At 70.2% G+C, this 14,788-nt stretch carries 17 protein-coding genes and 2 tRNA genes; 14 read left to right on the top strand and 5 right to left on the bottom strand.

Annotation, left to right across the window (positions count from 1 at the left end; genetic code table 11):
- Positions 1-206: 206 nt before the first annotated feature.
- The 3 genes from ADL15_RS49930 to ADL15_RS53835 form a co-directional block, all read right to left on the bottom strand.
- Positions 207-416, bottom strand: a complete 210-nt coding sequence (locus tag ADL15_RS49930) for a DUF397 domain-containing protein (protein ID WP_067708347.1) — start codon at positions 414-416, stop codon at positions 207-209.
- Positions 417-460: 44 nt separating this feature from the next.
- Positions 461-1,324, bottom strand: a complete 864-nt coding sequence (locus tag ADL15_RS49925; RefSeq protein WP_198171363.1) for a helix-turn-helix domain-containing protein — start codon at positions 1,322-1,324, stop codon at positions 461-463.
- A gap of 380 nt (positions 1,325-1,704) precedes the next feature.
- On the bottom strand, positions 1,705-2,103 hold the full coding sequence (locus tag ADL15_RS53835; RefSeq protein WP_157442107.1) for a hypothetical protein: 399 nt from the start codon (positions 2,101-2,103) through the stop codon (positions 1,705-1,707).
- 184 nt (positions 2,104-2,287) lie between these two features.
- On the opposite strand from ADL15_RS53835, the gene ADL15_RS49915 reads away from it, so the two are divergent.
- The 5 genes from ADL15_RS49915 to ADL15_RS49895 are packed head-to-tail and all read left to right on the top strand — an operon-like array spanning position 2,288 to position 6,284.
- The gene (locus tag ADL15_RS49915; RefSeq protein ID WP_083972681.1) at positions 2,288-3,532 is read left to right on the top strand and encodes a sensor histidine kinase; all 1,245 of its coding nucleotides are present in this window, start codon (positions 2,288-2,290) and stop codon (positions 3,530-3,532) included.
- Positions 3,532-3,993 (top strand): roadblock/LC7 domain-containing protein, encoded by a 462-nt coding sequence (locus ADL15_RS49910; RefSeq protein WP_067708309.1) that lies wholly within the window; start codon positions 3,532-3,534, stop codon positions 3,991-3,993. Before ADL15_RS49915 ends, ADL15_RS49910 begins: the two co-directional genes overlap by 1 nt.
- Positions 3,994-4,039: 46 nt before the next feature.
- Positions 4,040-4,390 carry a DUF742 domain-containing protein gene (locus ADL15_RS49905; protein WP_067708306.1) on the top strand — a complete coding sequence of 117 codons (351 nt, stop codon included), beginning with the start codon at positions 4,040-4,042 and terminating at the stop codon, positions 4,388-4,390.
- A 28-nt stretch (positions 4,391-4,418) separates the two neighbouring features.
- Positions 4,419-5,006 (top strand): GTP-binding protein, encoded by a 588-nt coding sequence (locus tag ADL15_RS49900; protein ID WP_067708342.1) that lies wholly within the window; start codon positions 4,419-4,421, stop codon positions 5,004-5,006.
- Positions 5,007-5,030: 24 nt separating this feature from the next.
- Positions 5,031-6,284, top strand: coding sequence for a styrene monooxygenase/indole monooxygenase family protein (locus ADL15_RS49895; protein WP_067708304.1), 1,254 nt, complete (start codon positions 5,031-5,033; stop codon positions 6,282-6,284).
- Between the two features lie 97 nt (positions 6,285-6,381).
- On the opposite strand, the gene ADL15_RS54850 is transcribed toward ADL15_RS49895, so the two are convergent.
- Together ADL15_RS54850 and ADL15_RS49885 are read right to left on the bottom strand one after the other, a co-directional pair.
- Positions 6,382-7,035, bottom strand: coding sequence for a hypothetical protein (locus ADL15_RS54850; protein ID WP_067708301.1), 654 nt, complete (start codon positions 7,033-7,035; stop codon positions 6,382-6,384).
- A 378-nt stretch (positions 7,036-7,413) separates the two neighbouring features.
- The gene (locus ADL15_RS49885; protein WP_067708298.1) at positions 7,414-7,695 is read right to left on the bottom strand and encodes a hypothetical protein; all 282 of its coding nucleotides are present in this window, start codon (positions 7,693-7,695) and stop codon (positions 7,414-7,416) included.
- Positions 7,696-7,916: 221 nt separating this feature from the next.
- On the opposite strand from ADL15_RS49885, the gene ADL15_RS49880 reads away from it, so the two are divergent.
- From ADL15_RS49880 to ADL15_RS49840, 9 genes are all read left to right on the top strand, one after another.
- Positions 7,917-8,777, top strand: a complete 861-nt coding sequence (locus ADL15_RS49880) for a S1C family serine protease (RefSeq protein WP_067708295.1) — start codon at positions 7,917-7,919, stop codon at positions 8,775-8,777.
- A gap of 35 nt (positions 8,778-8,812) precedes the next feature.
- A complete protein-coding gene (locus ADL15_RS49875) occupies positions 8,813-9,805 on the top strand; it encodes an AAA family ATPase (protein WP_067708291.1) in 993 nt (330 codons plus the stop codon).
- Between the two features lie 3 nt (positions 9,806-9,808).
- The gene (locus tag ADL15_RS49870; protein ID WP_067708289.1) at positions 9,809-10,750 is read left to right on the top strand and encodes a DUF58 domain-containing protein; all 942 of its coding nucleotides are present in this window, start codon (positions 9,809-9,811) and stop codon (positions 10,748-10,750) included.
- 61 nt (positions 10,751-10,811) lie between these two features.
- Entirely contained in the window at positions 10,812-11,780 is a 969-nt protein-coding gene (locus ADL15_RS49865) for a VWA domain-containing protein (protein WP_067708286.1), read from the top strand.
- Positions 11,780-12,868, top strand: coding sequence for a VWA domain-containing protein (locus tag ADL15_RS49860; protein ID WP_067708283.1), 1,089 nt, complete (start codon positions 11,780-11,782; stop codon positions 12,866-12,868). Before ADL15_RS49865 ends, ADL15_RS49860 begins: the two co-directional genes overlap by 1 nt.
- A gap of 48 nt (positions 12,869-12,916) precedes the next feature.
- A complete protein-coding gene (locus tag ADL15_RS49855; protein WP_067708281.1) occupies positions 12,917-14,092 on the top strand; it encodes a cytochrome P450 in 1,176 nt (391 codons plus the stop codon).
- A 118-nt stretch (positions 14,093-14,210) separates the two neighbouring features.
- A complete protein-coding gene (locus ADL15_RS49850; RefSeq protein WP_067708339.1) occupies positions 14,211-14,399 on the top strand; it encodes a hypothetical protein in 189 nt (62 codons plus the stop codon).
- Positions 14,400-14,585: 186 nt separating this feature from the next.
- A tRNA-Gly gene (locus tag ADL15_RS49845) sits at positions 14,586-14,657 on the top strand.
- Positions 14,658-14,698: 41 nt separating this feature from the next.
- Positions 14,699-14,769, top strand: a tRNA-Cys gene (locus ADL15_RS49840).
- Positions 14,770-14,788 lie beyond the last annotated feature (19 nt).

Here is a 14,788-nt window from a genome sequence, read left to right as displayed (position 1 = left end):
AGCGCGCTTCCCTGACACGGAAGAGGTCACTGGTTCGATCCCAGTATCGCCCACGAGTTGCACGGGCCGTGTGTTCGCAGAAAGCGCGAACCGCGGCCCTTTGTCATGCCCCCGCATCGGTGATGGCGACCTGTGGGCGGCTCGCGATTTTGCGGAAGGGCCCGAGTCGGCGGTGGTGCCGGCTCGAGCCCTCTGGCGGAGACTGCCTAGGCCACGTCGAATTCGCCGTTCTTGGCGCCGGCGATGAACTGCCGCCACTCTTCCGTGGTGTAGGTGAGGGCTTGCAGTTGCAGGTTCTTCGAGTCCCTGACGGCGACGAAGTCCGGGGTCACGGCAACTTCCACGCAGGATGTGTTGCTGCAGAAGCTGGAAGTGCGCCAGGGTAGATCGGCCTGCGTGTCACTGTGGGCGAACATGATGTACTCCGAATGGGTTGGTGCAGCGGCCGCCGGCCCACTCATCAGTGCTGCAGGCGCGCCTTCAGGAACGAGAGCGTGTCCTGCCGGTCGAGCGCCTTCGTCTGGAGACTGGTGAAGGACCTCAAGTAGCCCTCGACCTCGTCGGCCTGATCCAGATAGGACGGTCTGACCACACCTTCGAGATAGACCACGTCGGACATTCCCGCTACCACATCGGCGGCTGCCGGATCGGCGAACCGCAGGATTTCAAAACCAGAGACCACTCCCTGATGTGTGCCAGCAGAGAACGGTAGGACCTGGAAGGTGATCCGAGGGCTCTCGCTGAGTTCGATGAGCCTGCGGATCTGGCCGTGCATGGTCGTCTCGCCAAGGGAGCGATGAAAGACCGACTCGTCGATCACGAAGGCGAGTTCGGTGTCCCGGCCGATGGATTCTTGGCGCTTCTGACGCACCTCGGACGCTTGCCGAACGGCGTCCGGATCGTCGGTCCAGGCGCTGACGATCGAAGCTGTGTACTCGAGTGTCTGCAGCAGTCCCGGCACCACTCCTAACTGGTATTCATAGATTGCTGTCGCTGACCCTTCGAGGCCGATGAGCCTCGCATAGGCGGGGTCCAAGTTGTACGGCGCCCACCAGAGGGCTTCCCGGCTCTGCTCGGCAAGCCGCGTCAGGCGGGCCTGGACGTCAGGATCGGTGATCCGGTAGATCGCCATGAGATCGCGGACGTCCCGCGCCGAGATGTTGCGCTGCGCCGACTCGATGCGGCTGATTTTCGACGGCGAGCACAGCAGTCGATCTGCCACTTCCTTCAGGCTGAGGTCCGCGTCGGCGCGATGTTGGCGCAGAGCCGCGCCGAGTTGGCGGCGGCTGACCAGCGGTGCAGGGTGAGCCGGGATGACCGTCACCTCCGTTTTTACAGCCCTTGGCCGACACGTGCTACGTATCAATGTGCCATGTGGCAATCGCCTCTGGCAATATCGATCGGCAAGCGACAGTGGCAATTGCCAAAATGATCAGTCACTATGTAGTTACGCAGGGCGATGGACCCCGGTGAGTGCAGTGGAGTCGATCTCAAGCTAGCTCGCCCGGAGAGGAGCCGACCGACGAATCGGAACTCTAGCGGCAGCAATCCGTGCCGTGCACATGACACGCCAATGTCCGCGCCCGGCAACGCGGACACCTGGCATCGTGGCGGCGAGCGTCTCAGCTGCGTGAAACAGCAGCTCAGGCGCTCGCTGTGGGACGGCATTCGGTTGCCGGACTCCGCGCGGGCGGCGCTGCGCCGTCACGACCAGTCGAGGATGCCGCGATGCGTAATCACCCGTCCAAGCGACCCGAACCGGAACAGGGCGCACATGATCAGCGCGTCGCGCTGATCCGAGCCGTCCTGGTCGCCGGCGGCGGGTTCGGCACCACCATCGCCACGATCCTGGCCGTCGCCGGCCAGTGGCACGTCGGTGACAAGGCAATACTGTGGGCGCTCGGCACGCTGTGCTTCGTCGCGGCGATCACCATGTTCATCGCTGTTCACCTGACGCGACCCGACCGCTGAGCGCTTCGGTACGACCGGGGCTACCGACCCGGCCAGGTCGGACAGGGTGGTGGGCCGGCGGCGCAGGGCGGGCTTGCGATCGGTGCGGTGAAGCCGCCCGGCCGGGCACTCCGCAAGGACGGTCAGATCCACTGTGGATTGGTCCGCTTTCGCGTTTCCGCCAGGGGGTACGCGGTCCGGGCACATTCACGCTTGTGAGGTAATCCCGCGACGCGAGCGATAGCCAGCCCGACAATCCGGCGGGTACGGTACAGACCTCGTAGCCGGTGATCTTCTGCCGTTTCGGTAGGACGGCAGGCTGATTGGGGAGCAATCGATGCCCGAGGCAAGCCGCTGGATGAGCTGGTTGCGGCGACGGCCTCCCCAGCAGGACGTACCCGAGGTCGTACCGGAAAAAGACCCGCCGCCGCAGCCGCGGCCGGAACCACCGCCGGTCGACGGCCCGGTGGACAAAGCGGACCCCTGGCGTCCGGTGGCCGGTGAGTTCGCACTCCGGCTGCTCACTCTGACGTGGGAAGCGGTTCATCACATCGGGGAGGCCGAATTCCGCGAGCAGGACGCCGAACGGCGCAAGATCCTGTTCCGGATCGACCACTCGGTCACCCGGGTCCGCCGCCTCGCCGAGAACCTGCGGGTGCTCACCGGCGAACCGCTCGACGACCCGGATCAGCAGATCACCTCGCTGCATGACGTCACGCACGCGGCCGGCGCCGCCGTCGAGCACTACGAGCGGCTGCACTTCGGCTCGATCGCCGACCTCGCGGTGGCCGCGGTCGCCGCCGACGACGTGATCCGGATCCTGACCGAGCTGATCGACAACGCCGACCGCTACTCCCCGCCGACCGAACCGGTCACCATCGCCGCGCACCTGACCGGCGACGGCGACGTGGTGATCCGGGTCGAGGACAACGGCATCGGTCTCAACCCGGCCCACCTGCCGTGGATCGAGCGGATGCTGGCCGACCCGGAGACCCCGCCCGCCACCGAGCTGCAGCCGGCCCACCTGGGCCTGTCGGTGGCCGCCGTGCTCACCCGGCGGCACCGGTCGCTGCGGGTACGGCTGGTGCCGCGCCAGCCGCGGGGCACCATCGCGATGCTGCTGATCGGCGCGGACCTGCTCTGCGAGGCGCCGCGGGCCTCGCCGCCGACCTCGCCGTCGTCCTCGGCCTCGGCGCTCCCGGACTCTTCGTCGTTCGCGGGCTCCTCGGGATTCCCGGAGTCCTCGTTCCCGGAGTCGCTGTTCCCGGAGTCGGAGCCGCCGGGGATGCCGCCGGCGAACCACCACGACGACGTGACGATGGTCCTGCCGCTGCACCGGCCGGTCCCGATGCCGCGCCGGGTGCCGGCCAGCGTCCGCGGCACCGACCCGCCGCCGCCCCCGCCCACCACTCAGGTCCACCAGACCACCTGGCACGACGACGCCGCGGACTTCAACGCGGGTGTCGACGCCGCACGCTCCAAGGCCCCGCGTCACGGGGTCGATTCCCCCCATGCCGCTCCCCATTCCTCGAGTGCCACCCCTCGCGCCTCGAGCGCCCCTCAGAATGCCGAAGGACCGTAATGACCGACTACCGTTCCACCGCCGACGGCGGGCCACCGGACGTCTCCTGGCTGATCGGCCAGCTCGTCCGTGAGGTGCCGACGATCACCGCGGTCGTCCTGGTCTCCGCGGACGGGCTGCAGCTCGCCTCGTCCGGCCACCTGAGCCGGGAACACGCGGAGAGCGTCGCGGCGCTGGCCGCCGGGTTCCTCGGCATCACCGGCCAGCTCGGCGGCCTGCTCCAGCTCGGCGCACCGGAGAACCTGAGCATCCGCTACCCGCACGGCCACCTGGCGTTCCTGCGGATCGACGACCCGGCCGGCGATTTCGTCGCGGCGCTGCTGGTGTCGGCACAGCCGCAGACCCAGATCGGCCACCTCGGGTACGCCATGACCACGTTCAGCCAGTCCGTCGGCCACGCGCTGACCCCGGAGACCCGGCACGCCATGCACCAGCGCACCCTGCCCGCACCGGTGCGCTGACCCCTTTCTCGCAGCACGTCGCACTTCGCTGAAACGGAGTCACCGCATGGCCCGAAGGCCGGGGCTGCACTGGAAGGTGCGCCCGTACATGACGGCGCGGGGGCGGACCAGCAGCCGCAGCCCGCTCCTGATCCACACCCTGGTGTCCACCGGCAACCGGTACGACCCGGTGCTGGCCGCGAGCCTGGCCCCGGCCACCCGGACGCTCTACAAGCAGGCCCGCCGGATGTGCTCGGTGGCCGAGCTGTCGGCGACCTGCGGGCTGCCGCTGGGCCTGACCCGGCTGCTGATCAGCGACCTGCTCAAAATCGGGCAACTCGTGGTCCACGAGGCCCGCCCCTCCCAAGACCTAGCGCTTCTGGAGAGACTCCGTGCCGGCCTTCTCCGACTCACCTGACCGGGAATCCGTGGCCTCCCCGGAGCAGATGTCCTCCGCGAAGATCGTCATCGCGGGCGGCTTCGGGGTCGGCAAGACCACCGCGGTCGAGGCCATCTCGGAGATCCCGGCGATCCGTACCGAATCCTGGATGACCGCGGCGGCGGCCCAGATCGACCGGCTCGACCCGGGCATCGACAAGGTCACCACCACGGTGGCGATGGACTTCGGCCGGGTCACCATCGACCCGGCCCTGGTGCTCTACCTCTTCGGCACGCCCGGGCAGCCCCGGTTCTGGCCGATGTGGGACGACCTGGTCCGGGGCGCGGTCGGCGCCCTGGTGCTCGTCGATACCAACAATCTGGAGAATTCGTTCGCCGCGGTCAACTACTTCGAGAACGACGCGGACGTACCGTGGGTTGTCTGCGTCAACCTGTTCCACGGTCTGCAGACCCATGAGCTCTCCGAGGTGCGCGAGGCACTCACCCTGCCGCCGTACGTTCCGTTGATCACTGCTGACATCCGCGAACCGCGCAACGTCGCACACGCCCTGCTGGCCGTGGTGAACCACGCGACCGAACGCGCTGCCGCGGCCGGTGTGCCGGCCATCCCCTTCGCCAACTCCGGCACCAGTTAGAGACGCTCTACAGGAGGCAGTAACTTGCGCAAGATCCTCATTGTCGGAGCCGGTCAGGCCGGTCTCCAGCTCGCCCTCAGCCTGCGGGCCGAGGGCTACGAGGTCACCCTCATGTCGGCGCGCACCCCGGAGGAGATCCGCACCGGCTGGCCGACGTCCACCCAGGCCATGTTCCACCTGGCGCTCGAGACCGAGCGGGCCTACGGGTTGAACCACTGGGAGAACGAGACACCGGCGATCAACGGCCTGCGCGTCGCCCTCTCCGCCCCGCCCGGCCAGCTGGCCCTGGAGATCACGGCGCCACTGGACCGGCCGGCCCAGTCGACCGACCAGCGGATCAAGATGGCCCGCTGGCTCCAGGACGCCGAGGAACGTGGCGTCGACGTCATCTACAACGCGGTCACCACCCAGGACCTCGACGCGATCACCCAGCTCGGCCGGTACGACCTGACCGTCGTCGCGGCCGGCAAGGGTGACCTGGTGGCGATGTTCGACCGGGACCCGAGCCGCTCGCAGTACTCCGAGCCGCAGCGGGGGCTGGCGGTCGCGTACGTGCACGGGCTCGACCCGGATCCGAAGTGGCCGGTGCCGCATGTGGGGTTCCATGCCGTACCCGGTCTGGGTGAGCTTTTCGTGATCCCGGCGCTGACCCATACCGGCCCGTGCGACATCCTGTTCTGGGAGGCCGTCCCGGGCGGCCCGCTCGACCGCTGGGCCGGCAACACCGGCCGGATGGCACCCGAGCAGCACCTCGGGATCACCCTCGACCTGATCCGCGAATACCTGCCCTGGGTGCACGAGCGGGCCGGGAACGTCCGGCTCACCGACGCCAAGGCCACCCTGCACGGACGGTACACGCCGACCGTCCGGCGCCCGGTCGCCCACCTGCCCGGCGGCGGCAAGGTGCTCGGCCTCGCCGACGTGGTGATCGCCAACGACCCGATCACCGGCCAGGGCAGCAACACCGCGGCCAAGGCCGCCCACCACTACCTGCAGGCCATCCTGGCGCGCGGCGACCAGCCGTTCGACGAGCAGTGGATGACCGACACGTTCGAGGCGTTCTGGACCGCGCACGGCATGGCCGTCACCGGCTGGACCAACGCGATGCTGCAGCCGCTCCCGCCGCACGTCCAGCAGTTGCTCGGCGCCGCCTCGCAGAACGAGCAGATCGCCCGCCGCTTCGCCGCCGGCTTCGTCGACCCGAACGACTTCCTCAACTGGTTCGTCGACCCGGAGAAGGCCTCCGCCTACCTCGCGGAAGTCAACGGCGCAGGCTGAGATCCTTTTCGGTACGTCGTGAGCGCGGGGGCGCACCTCATCCGGGTGCGTCCCCGCGCCGCGTGCCGGTCGTCGGGCCCCGATCAGCGGCGTCCGGTCAGGTGCCGGTGCCGGTGGTGCCGCTCTGGGTGGTGCCCTGATCAGTCGTGCCCTGGTCGGTGGTGCCCTGGTCGGTGGTGCCGCCTTGCTGGCCGGACTGGCCGCCCATGGTGCCGCCGCCTCCGAAGCCGCCCCCGCCGCCCGGCATGCCGCCGCCACCGCCGGGGCCGCCCTGCTGGGTGACGGCCGGGGTGGACGAGCCGCCGACCGTCGCCATGATCGCGGCGGTGATGCCGGAGCTGGCGACCGCGGTGGCCAGCACGGCGGCGATCAGGATCATCTTCGCGCTGCGGGGCTTCTTCGGTGCTTTGCCGGCACCGGTCGCCGGGCCGGCCGTCGGCGTCCAGGCGCCGGGCGGCGGACCACCGGCTGCCTGCCCCGGCATCTCCACCGGTCCGCTGAGGGCAGGGCCGCTTCCGGCCGGGCCGCTCGGCGCAGTGGCGGCCGCCGGGGTGCCGCTGACCTCGATGACCTGACCGGTCCGGGCCCACTCCGGCGAGGTGGGTACCAGCTCGGTGGCCGGCTCGCCGTGCGGGTTCGCGGCGTTCTCGGCCCACGGGTCGCGGGGCTGCAAGGTGTCCACCGTGCCGGTGGGCTCGGTGACCGCCAGGGTCGACGTGGTGGGCAGGCCGGCTGCTTCGTTGTTGCTCATGACGGCGACTCCTCGGTTCATCGCGGAACACCAGCGTCGCCACCCGCACTATGTGGACCCTGTCCCCGTGATAGGCGTCCGCTGTCAGTCCCGACGCGCGCCGTGCGTGGGCTTTTTCAGTGCGAAACGCACCGCAACTCCCCACGCTCGTCTGGTTCACGTCATGTGTGGTGACTTTGGGTGCGGAGCGCACCGCAACTCCCCACGCTTGCCTGGTTCGCGTTGTGTGTGGGGAGTTTGGGTGCGGAGCGCGCCGCAAGTCTCGCGTTGTGTGTGGGGAGTTTGGGTGCGGAGCGCGCCGCAAGTCCCCACGCTTGCCTGGTTCGCGTTGTGTGTGGGGAGTTTGGGTGCGGAGCGCGCCTCAAAGCCCCACGCTTGTCAGGTGCCGGGGAAGGGGCGGCCGCCGGCCGGGCCGTTCTGCTGGTTCATTCCCGGGGGGCCGCCTCGGCCGCCACCGGCGGGTGAATTGTCGTCGCCGGTGAGCGCTGCCATGATCCCCGCGGTCAGGGCCGAGCTGACGATCGCGGTGGCCAGCACCGCGGTGATCAGCGTTCGCTTGAAGGCGGGGGTGCCGGGCTCGCCCGGGCTGCGGGAGGCCGGCGGCGTCCACGGCTCCGGTGGTCCGTCGGCCTGTTCCGCTGCGGGTTGTCCGGTGGTCATCGGCTGCTCCTGACAGTGCGTACGCGGGCGCGGGGGATCTTTCCGGCCGGGCCTGTGCGCGGGCTGTCGGTGATCTAGGTGGTACCTGGCAGCACTCCGGCATGACGGCTTTGCAGGTAAATGGGGGATCTTGCGTACCGGAAACCGTCAGAGCTCTCACGGCGAATTCCTAGGAATCGCTTCTAGGGTCAAGTAATGCTGAGTGTGGCGGTCGTGCCGTGATGACCGTGCTCCGCCCGGACGGCTCCGAACCCCCGGAGCCCCGCCCGGAGGAGCCGGCCCCCAGCCGAGTGGCCCGGTGGAATACTCCTGACCTGCGCCGCACGGCTCTGATCGCGCTGGTCGCGGTCTGGGCCGTGTCGATCACCGCGGTCGTGCTGATGCGCGACGGCGGTGACACGACGACGCCCGGGGCCGCCGCGCCCAAGGTGTCGCCGTCCGCGTCGCAGGGCCCGCTCACCGTGTCCGAGGTCTACCAGACGCTGATCCCGTCGGTGGTGCTGATCCAGACCACCGGCCACGACGCCAAGAAGGCGCTCGAGGCGGGCACCGGCACCGGCGTGATCGCGAACGCCGACGGCACCGTGATGACCGCGAACCACGTGGTCGACGGCGCCGAGACGATCAAGCTGACGTACGCGGACGGCACCTCCTCGGCGGCCGAGGTGGCCAGCACCAACCCGGAGCAGGACATCGCCACGCTGACCCCGGCGAAACTGCCGGAGACGCTGGTCCCGGCGGTGCTCGGCGGCGGCGTCGAGGTCGGTGACACGGTCGTGGCGATCGGCAACCCGCTGGGCCTCGTCGACTCCACCACCAGTGGCGTCGTCTCCGGGCTGGACCGCAAACTGAACCGGGACGAGCAGGCCGACATCGCCGGGCTGATCCAGTTCGACGCGGCGGTCAACCCCGGCAACTCCGGCGGGCCGCTGATCAACGATCAGGGTCAGGTGGTCGGCATCGTGGTGGCGCTGGCCAACCCGACCGACGCCGGCACGTTCATCGGCATCGGTTTCGCCGTTCCGATCGGCGCCGCGCTCGGCGGCGGCGAGGACGGCGACGGCCGGGCACCACCACTGTGAAGCCACAAGTCGAACCGAACCGAGGGACGGGTTACATGAGCTGGACCGATGCCCCGCCGGCCGCGGCCGGACCGATCGAGAAGGTGCTCTACGAGGTCAAGAAGACCATCGTGGGCCAGGACGTCCTGCTCGAACGTCTGGTCGTGGCGCTGCTCGCCCGCGGCCACATCCTGGTCGAGGGTGTGCCCGGGCTGGCCAAGACGCTCGCGGTGAAGTCCCTCGCCGAGGCGATCGGCGGCGACTTCCACCGGGTCCAGTTCACCCCCGACCTGGTGCCCGCGGACATCGTCGGCACCCGGGTCTACCACCAGCCGACCGGCGAGTTCCAGGTGCAGCTCGGCCCGGTCTTCACCAACCTGCTGCTGGCCGACGAGATCAACCGGGCGCCGGCCAAGGTGCAGAGCGCGCTGCTGGAGACGATGCAGGAGCGCCAGGTCACGATCGGCCGGGAGACGCACAAGCTGCCGAACCCGTTCCTGGTGATGGCCACCCAGAACCCGATCGAGAACGAGGGCGTCTATCCGCTGCCCGAGGCGCAGGTCGACCGGTTCATGATGAAGGTGCTGATCGGCTACCCGAGCCCCACCGAGGAGTTCGTGGTGGTCGAGCGGGCGCTCGCCCCGGCCGCCGTGATCCAGCGGATCATCGACCCGGAGACGCTGGTCGGCCTGCAGCAGGCCGCCGATCAGGTGTACGTCGACCCGTCCCTGATCGAGTTCGCCGTGCAGCTGGCCAACGCGTCCCGCGACCCCGGCCGGGTCGGGCTCACCGACCTGGCGCGGTATGTGACGTTCGGCGCCAGCCCGCGCGCCTCGATCAGCCTGGTGCTGGCCGGTCGCGCCCTGGCGTACCTGCGCGGCCGGGAGTACGTCGTTCCCGAGGACCTCTCCGACCTGGCTCTGGACGTGCTGCGGCACCGGATGGTGCTCTCCTACGAGGCGCTCTCCGACGACGTCACGGCCGACCTGATCCTCTCCAAGATCATCGCGAACATGCAGTTCCCGGAGCCCGCCGGCCGGGGCCGCTGAGCCATGGTGACCCCTCCCGACCGGCTGCTGCGGCACCTGGAGTGGCGGCTCGGCCGCCGGCTCGACGGGCGGCTGCAGGGCGCCTACCGGACGGTCTGGCACGGCACCGGGATCGACTTCACCGACCTGCGGGCGTATTCGCCGGAGGACGACGTCCGGCACATCGACTGGAACGTCACGGCCCGGCTGGACGAGCCGTTCGTCCGGCAGTACACCGAGGACCGTGAGCTCACCGCGTGGCTGGTGATCGACAAGTCGGCCTCGATGAAGTTCGGCGGTCACGAGGGGAAGGACTCGGTCGCCACCGAGCTGGCGGTCAGCCTGGCGCGGCTGGTGTCGCAGGGCGGCAACCGGGTCGGCGCGATCCTCTACGACAACGCGGCGCACCGGGTGATCCCGCCGCGCACCGGCCGCGACCAGATCCTGCGGATCGCGCACGAGCTGCTGAAACCACCAACTCCCGCGACAAAGCCAGAAAAGCCGAAAAATCGGATGTGGGGCAAGAAGGCCGCGGAGAGTCCACTGGCCGCCACCACGGATCTCTCCGCGATGTTGCGGCTTGCCGCGATGACCACCGTCAAGCGGCGGAGTCTGATCTTTGTGATGTCCGACTTCATCGGGGAGCCGGGCTGGGACCGTCCACTGGGGATGCTCACCCACCGCCACGAGGTGGTGGTGATCCGGGTCGTCGACCCGGCCGAGCTGGACCTGCCCGACCTCGGTGTGGTCCTGGTCGAGGACGCTGAGACCGGTGAGCAGCTGCTCGTCGACACGAGTGACCCGCTGCTGCGCAGCCGGCTGGCCGGGGAGGTCGGCGCCCGCGAGGCGGAACTCGCCGACGGGATGCGCCGGGCCGGCGTCGCCGCGCACCGGATCACCACCGACCAGGACCTGATGGCCGCGCTGGTCCAGATGGTCCACACCTCCGGGAAGGGCCGCCGATGAGCCGGGTGCGCGGGCCGGGCCGGGCCGCTGTCGCGGGACCGCCGACGAGACAGGGCCACCGATGAGCTTCCTCTACCCGTTCGTGCTGGTCGTGGCGGTGTTGATCACCGGGGTCGCGGTGGCCGGCTACGTCACCCTGCAACGGCGCCGGACCGCTGCGCTCCAGACCGCCGGTTTCGGCACGCTTGTCGGCGGGGGCCTGCGGCGCCATCTTCCGTACGGACTGCTGCTCGCCGCGCTGCCGATCCTGCTGATCGGGCTCGCCCGCCCGCAGGCCCAGGTCGCCGTCCCGCGGGTGTCCGGAACCGTGCTGCTGGCCTTCGACATCTCCAACAGCATGTCGGCCACCGACGTGGCGCCGTCCCGGCTGGCCGCCGCGCAGGCCGCCGCCACCGCGTTCGTCGACGACCAGCCGGACACCGTGGACGTGGGTGTGCTGGTCTTCGGTGACCAGGCGCTGCTCACCCAGGTGCCGACCGACGACCACACCGCCGCGGCCGCCGCGATCGCCCGGGTGAAGGCCAGTGGCGGCACCTCGCTGGGCCAGGCCATCCTGGTCGGCCTGGGCGCGATCACCGGCAAACCGGTGAGCCTGCCGGAGGACGGCGCCACCACCGACACCGGCGCTCTCGGGTACTGGCCGTCGGCGACCATGGTGGTCTTCTCCGACGGTGAGAACACCGGCGGGCCGGACGCCGAGGCCGCCGCCGAGCTGGCCGCCGCGGCCGGGGTGCGGATCCAGACCGTCGGGGTGGGCACCGCCAAGGGCTCGACCGTCGAGGTGGACGGGTTCCAGCTGAACACCGCGCTGGACGAGCGCACGCTGACCGCGGTCGCCCAGGTCACCGGCGGGACGTACAACCCGGCCGGTGACGCGGCGACGCTCACCGACACCACCAAGTCGATCGACCTGCGGCTGACCACGAAGAAGGAGCCGCTGGAGCTGACCGGTCCGTTCGCCGGGGCCGCCCTGCTGCTGCTGGCGCTCGGCGGACTGCTCGGCACCCGCTGGCACGGAAGGATCGTCTGATGTCGTTCCACTGGCCGTGGGCGTTGGCGGCAGCCGGGATCGTACCGTTGCTGTTGCTCGTCCGTTGGTGGTTGAACCGCCGCCGGAAGCGGACCGCGGTGACCGTCTCCAGCGTCGCCCTGATCCGGGCCGCGCTGCCCGGGCGGACCGCCTGGCGCCGGCGCATCCCGGTCTACCTCTTCCTGACCGGCCTGGTGGCGCTGGCCGGCGGCCTGGCCCGGCCGCAGGCCCGGATCTCGGTGCCGTCCAACAACACCTCGATCCTGCTGGCCATCGACGTCTCCGGGTCGATGTGCAGCACCGACGTCGAACCGAACCGGCTGTCCGCGGCGATCGACGCGGCCCGCAAGTTCGTCGAGGCGCAGGACGACGGCACGAAGATCGGCCTGGTCGCGTTCTCCGGGATCGCCGGGCTGCTGGTCACCCCGACCACCGATCAGAGCCAGCTGCTGGACGCGATCGACACCCTGAAGACCGCGCGCGGCACCGCGATCGGCCAGGCCATCCTCACCTCGATCGACGCCATCGCGGAGACCAACCCGGACGTGGCGGCGACCGGTGTCGACCTGGGCGACGCGGCGCCGAACGCGCTCGGCGACTACGAGCCGGACACCATCGTGGTGCTCACCGACGGCTCGAACACCACGGGCGTCGACCCGGTGACCGCGGCTGAGCAGGCGGCGGCCCGCCGGGTCCGGGTCTTCACGATCGGCTTCGGCACCACCGAGCCGTCCCAGATGGTGTGCACACCCGATCAGGTCAGCGGCGACTCGTTCGCCGGTGGCGGGTTCCGTGGCGGTGGCGGCGGGTTCGGCGGCGGCCGTGGCCGGGTTCAGGAGATCGACGAGGACGCGCTGACCAAGGTCGCCGACCTGACCGGCGGGCAGTACTTCAAGGCGCAGGACGCGGACGAGCTGGACGGCGTGCTCGGCGACCTGCCCAAGGAGATCGGGCTGCACCAGGCGAACGTCGAGATCAGCTTCTGGTTCGTGCTGGCCGGCGCGGTGCTGGTGTTCACCGGACTGGGGTTGTCACTGTGGTGGAACCGGGCTCCCGGGCTCACCGTCCGGGCGGCGAAAAAGGTATGAAAGGCCGGAGTTAACCAGCCGATCTTCAAAGCTGGATAGGGTCCGCGGATGGCGCTCGACTTCGCGGACCCGGCGTTCCTGATCGACCCGTACCCGGCACTGGCCCGGCTGCGCTCGCAGGCGCCGTTGAGCTGGCACGAACCGACCGGGCGGTGGCTGGCGGCCGGGCACGCCGAGGCCAACGCGGTGCTGCGGGACCGGAGACTCGGCCGGTTCTGGACCGACCGGCAACCGGCCGGCGTGTGGGAGCCGTTCAACACGCTGCACCGCAACCAGATGATGGAGAACGAGCCGCCGGTGCACACCCGGCTGCGGTCACTCGTCGCGCAGGCGTTCGGGCGCGGGCACGTGGAGCGGCTCGGCCCGGCGATCGCCGCCGAGGCGAACACCTTGCTGGACCGGGCCGGGTCCGATTTCGACCTGCTCGCGGACCTGGCCGAGCCGCTCGCGGTGACGGTCATCGCCGAGCTGCTCGGTGTGCCCGCGCAGGACCGGGACCGGCTGCGACCGTGGTCGGCGGCGATCGTGCGAATGTATGAGGTCACCCGTACCGAAGCGGATGAAGCGGCCGCGCTCGACGCCTGCCGGGAGTTCGCCGGCTACCTGGACCACCTCGCCGCCGCCCGCCGCGCCGCGCCGCGCGACGACCTGATCAGCCACCTCGTCGCGGCCCGCGACGGCGGCGACCGGCTCTCCGGACCGGAACTCGTCGCGTCGGCGATCCTGCTGCTCAACGCGGGTCACGAGGCGTCGGTGAACGCGCTGGGCAGCGGTGTGGTGGCGCTGATGCGCCACCGGGGGCAATGGGAGCGGCTGCTCACGGACCGCGGTCTGGTCCCGGCCGCCGTCGAGGAATTCCTTCGGTACGACCCACCGCTGCACATGTTCGTGCGCACCGCCGCGGCGGACGTGACGATCGGCGGGGTGACCGTGCCGGCCGGTGCCGAGGTGGCCGCGCTGCTCGGCGCAGCGAACCGGGACCCGGCCGTGTTCGCCGAGCCGGACACGTTCGACGTGGGACGCGACCCGAACCCGCACCTCGGGTTCGGCGCCGGGCTGCACTTCTGCCTCGGCGCCCCGCTGGCCCGGCTGGAACTGCGGGCGGCGCTGGGTGCGCTGCTCGAGCGGATGCCCGATCTCGACCTCGCCGTGGAGCCGCCGCAGCGGCCGACTTTTGTGCTGCGGGCCTTCACCGAGATCCGCGTGACGGCCACCGTGGGGTGATTCGGCCGACCGGCTTGACCTGCTCGGACGTTCAACAGGTCGGGACGGGTCGAACGGATGGCCCCCCTGGATCCGTACTCATGCGAGATTGCTGCGCGTGTTCGAGGAGGCCCCGTTGATGGAAGAAGCATTTCTGGCGTACACCGCCGGCCACGCCGACGGTTCGGCCGGGCGGCGTGACACCCATTGCGCCGAGGACCCGGAGACCGGGAACGACTACCGGATCGGGGTGGTGGACGGCAGCGTGGCGGCGTTCCAGGCCGAACTGGTCGCCGAGGTGCGCCGGCTGCTCGGCGAGACACACTGACCCCCAGCAGCCCCGCTGAGCGCCGGCCGAGGCCGATCGGTCGGCGCTCAGCGTCGTCTCACCCCGTACCGCCGGGCCGTGCAGGTGTCCTGAGCAGGCGATTTCCCCGCAGGCGGGTACCCGCTTTGGCATCCGGCGGCCGGCTCGGCTAAGGTTTCCTTCGTCGCCAGGGAAACCTAGCGCAACGCGGACGTGGCGCAGTGGTAGCGCATCACCTTGCCAAGGTGAGGGTCGCGGGTTCGAATCCCGTCGTCCGCTCGGAGAGGCTGTTGCCGGTTCCATTGGGCACCGGCCTGCTCGGTGGAGTGGCCGAGAGGCGAGGCAACGGCCTGCAAAGCCGTGTACACGGGTTCAAATCCCGTCTCCACCTCGCAAGCTGTGTGATAAAC

Origin of the sequence: Actinoplanes awajinensis subsp. mycoplanecinus (assembly GCF_001509495.1) — a bacterium.
Taxonomy (GTDB): Bacteria; Actinomycetota; Actinomycetes; order Mycobacteriales; family Micromonosporaceae; genus Actinoplanes; species Actinoplanes palleronii.
This window is presented reverse-complemented; position numbering and strand designations above follow the sequence as displayed.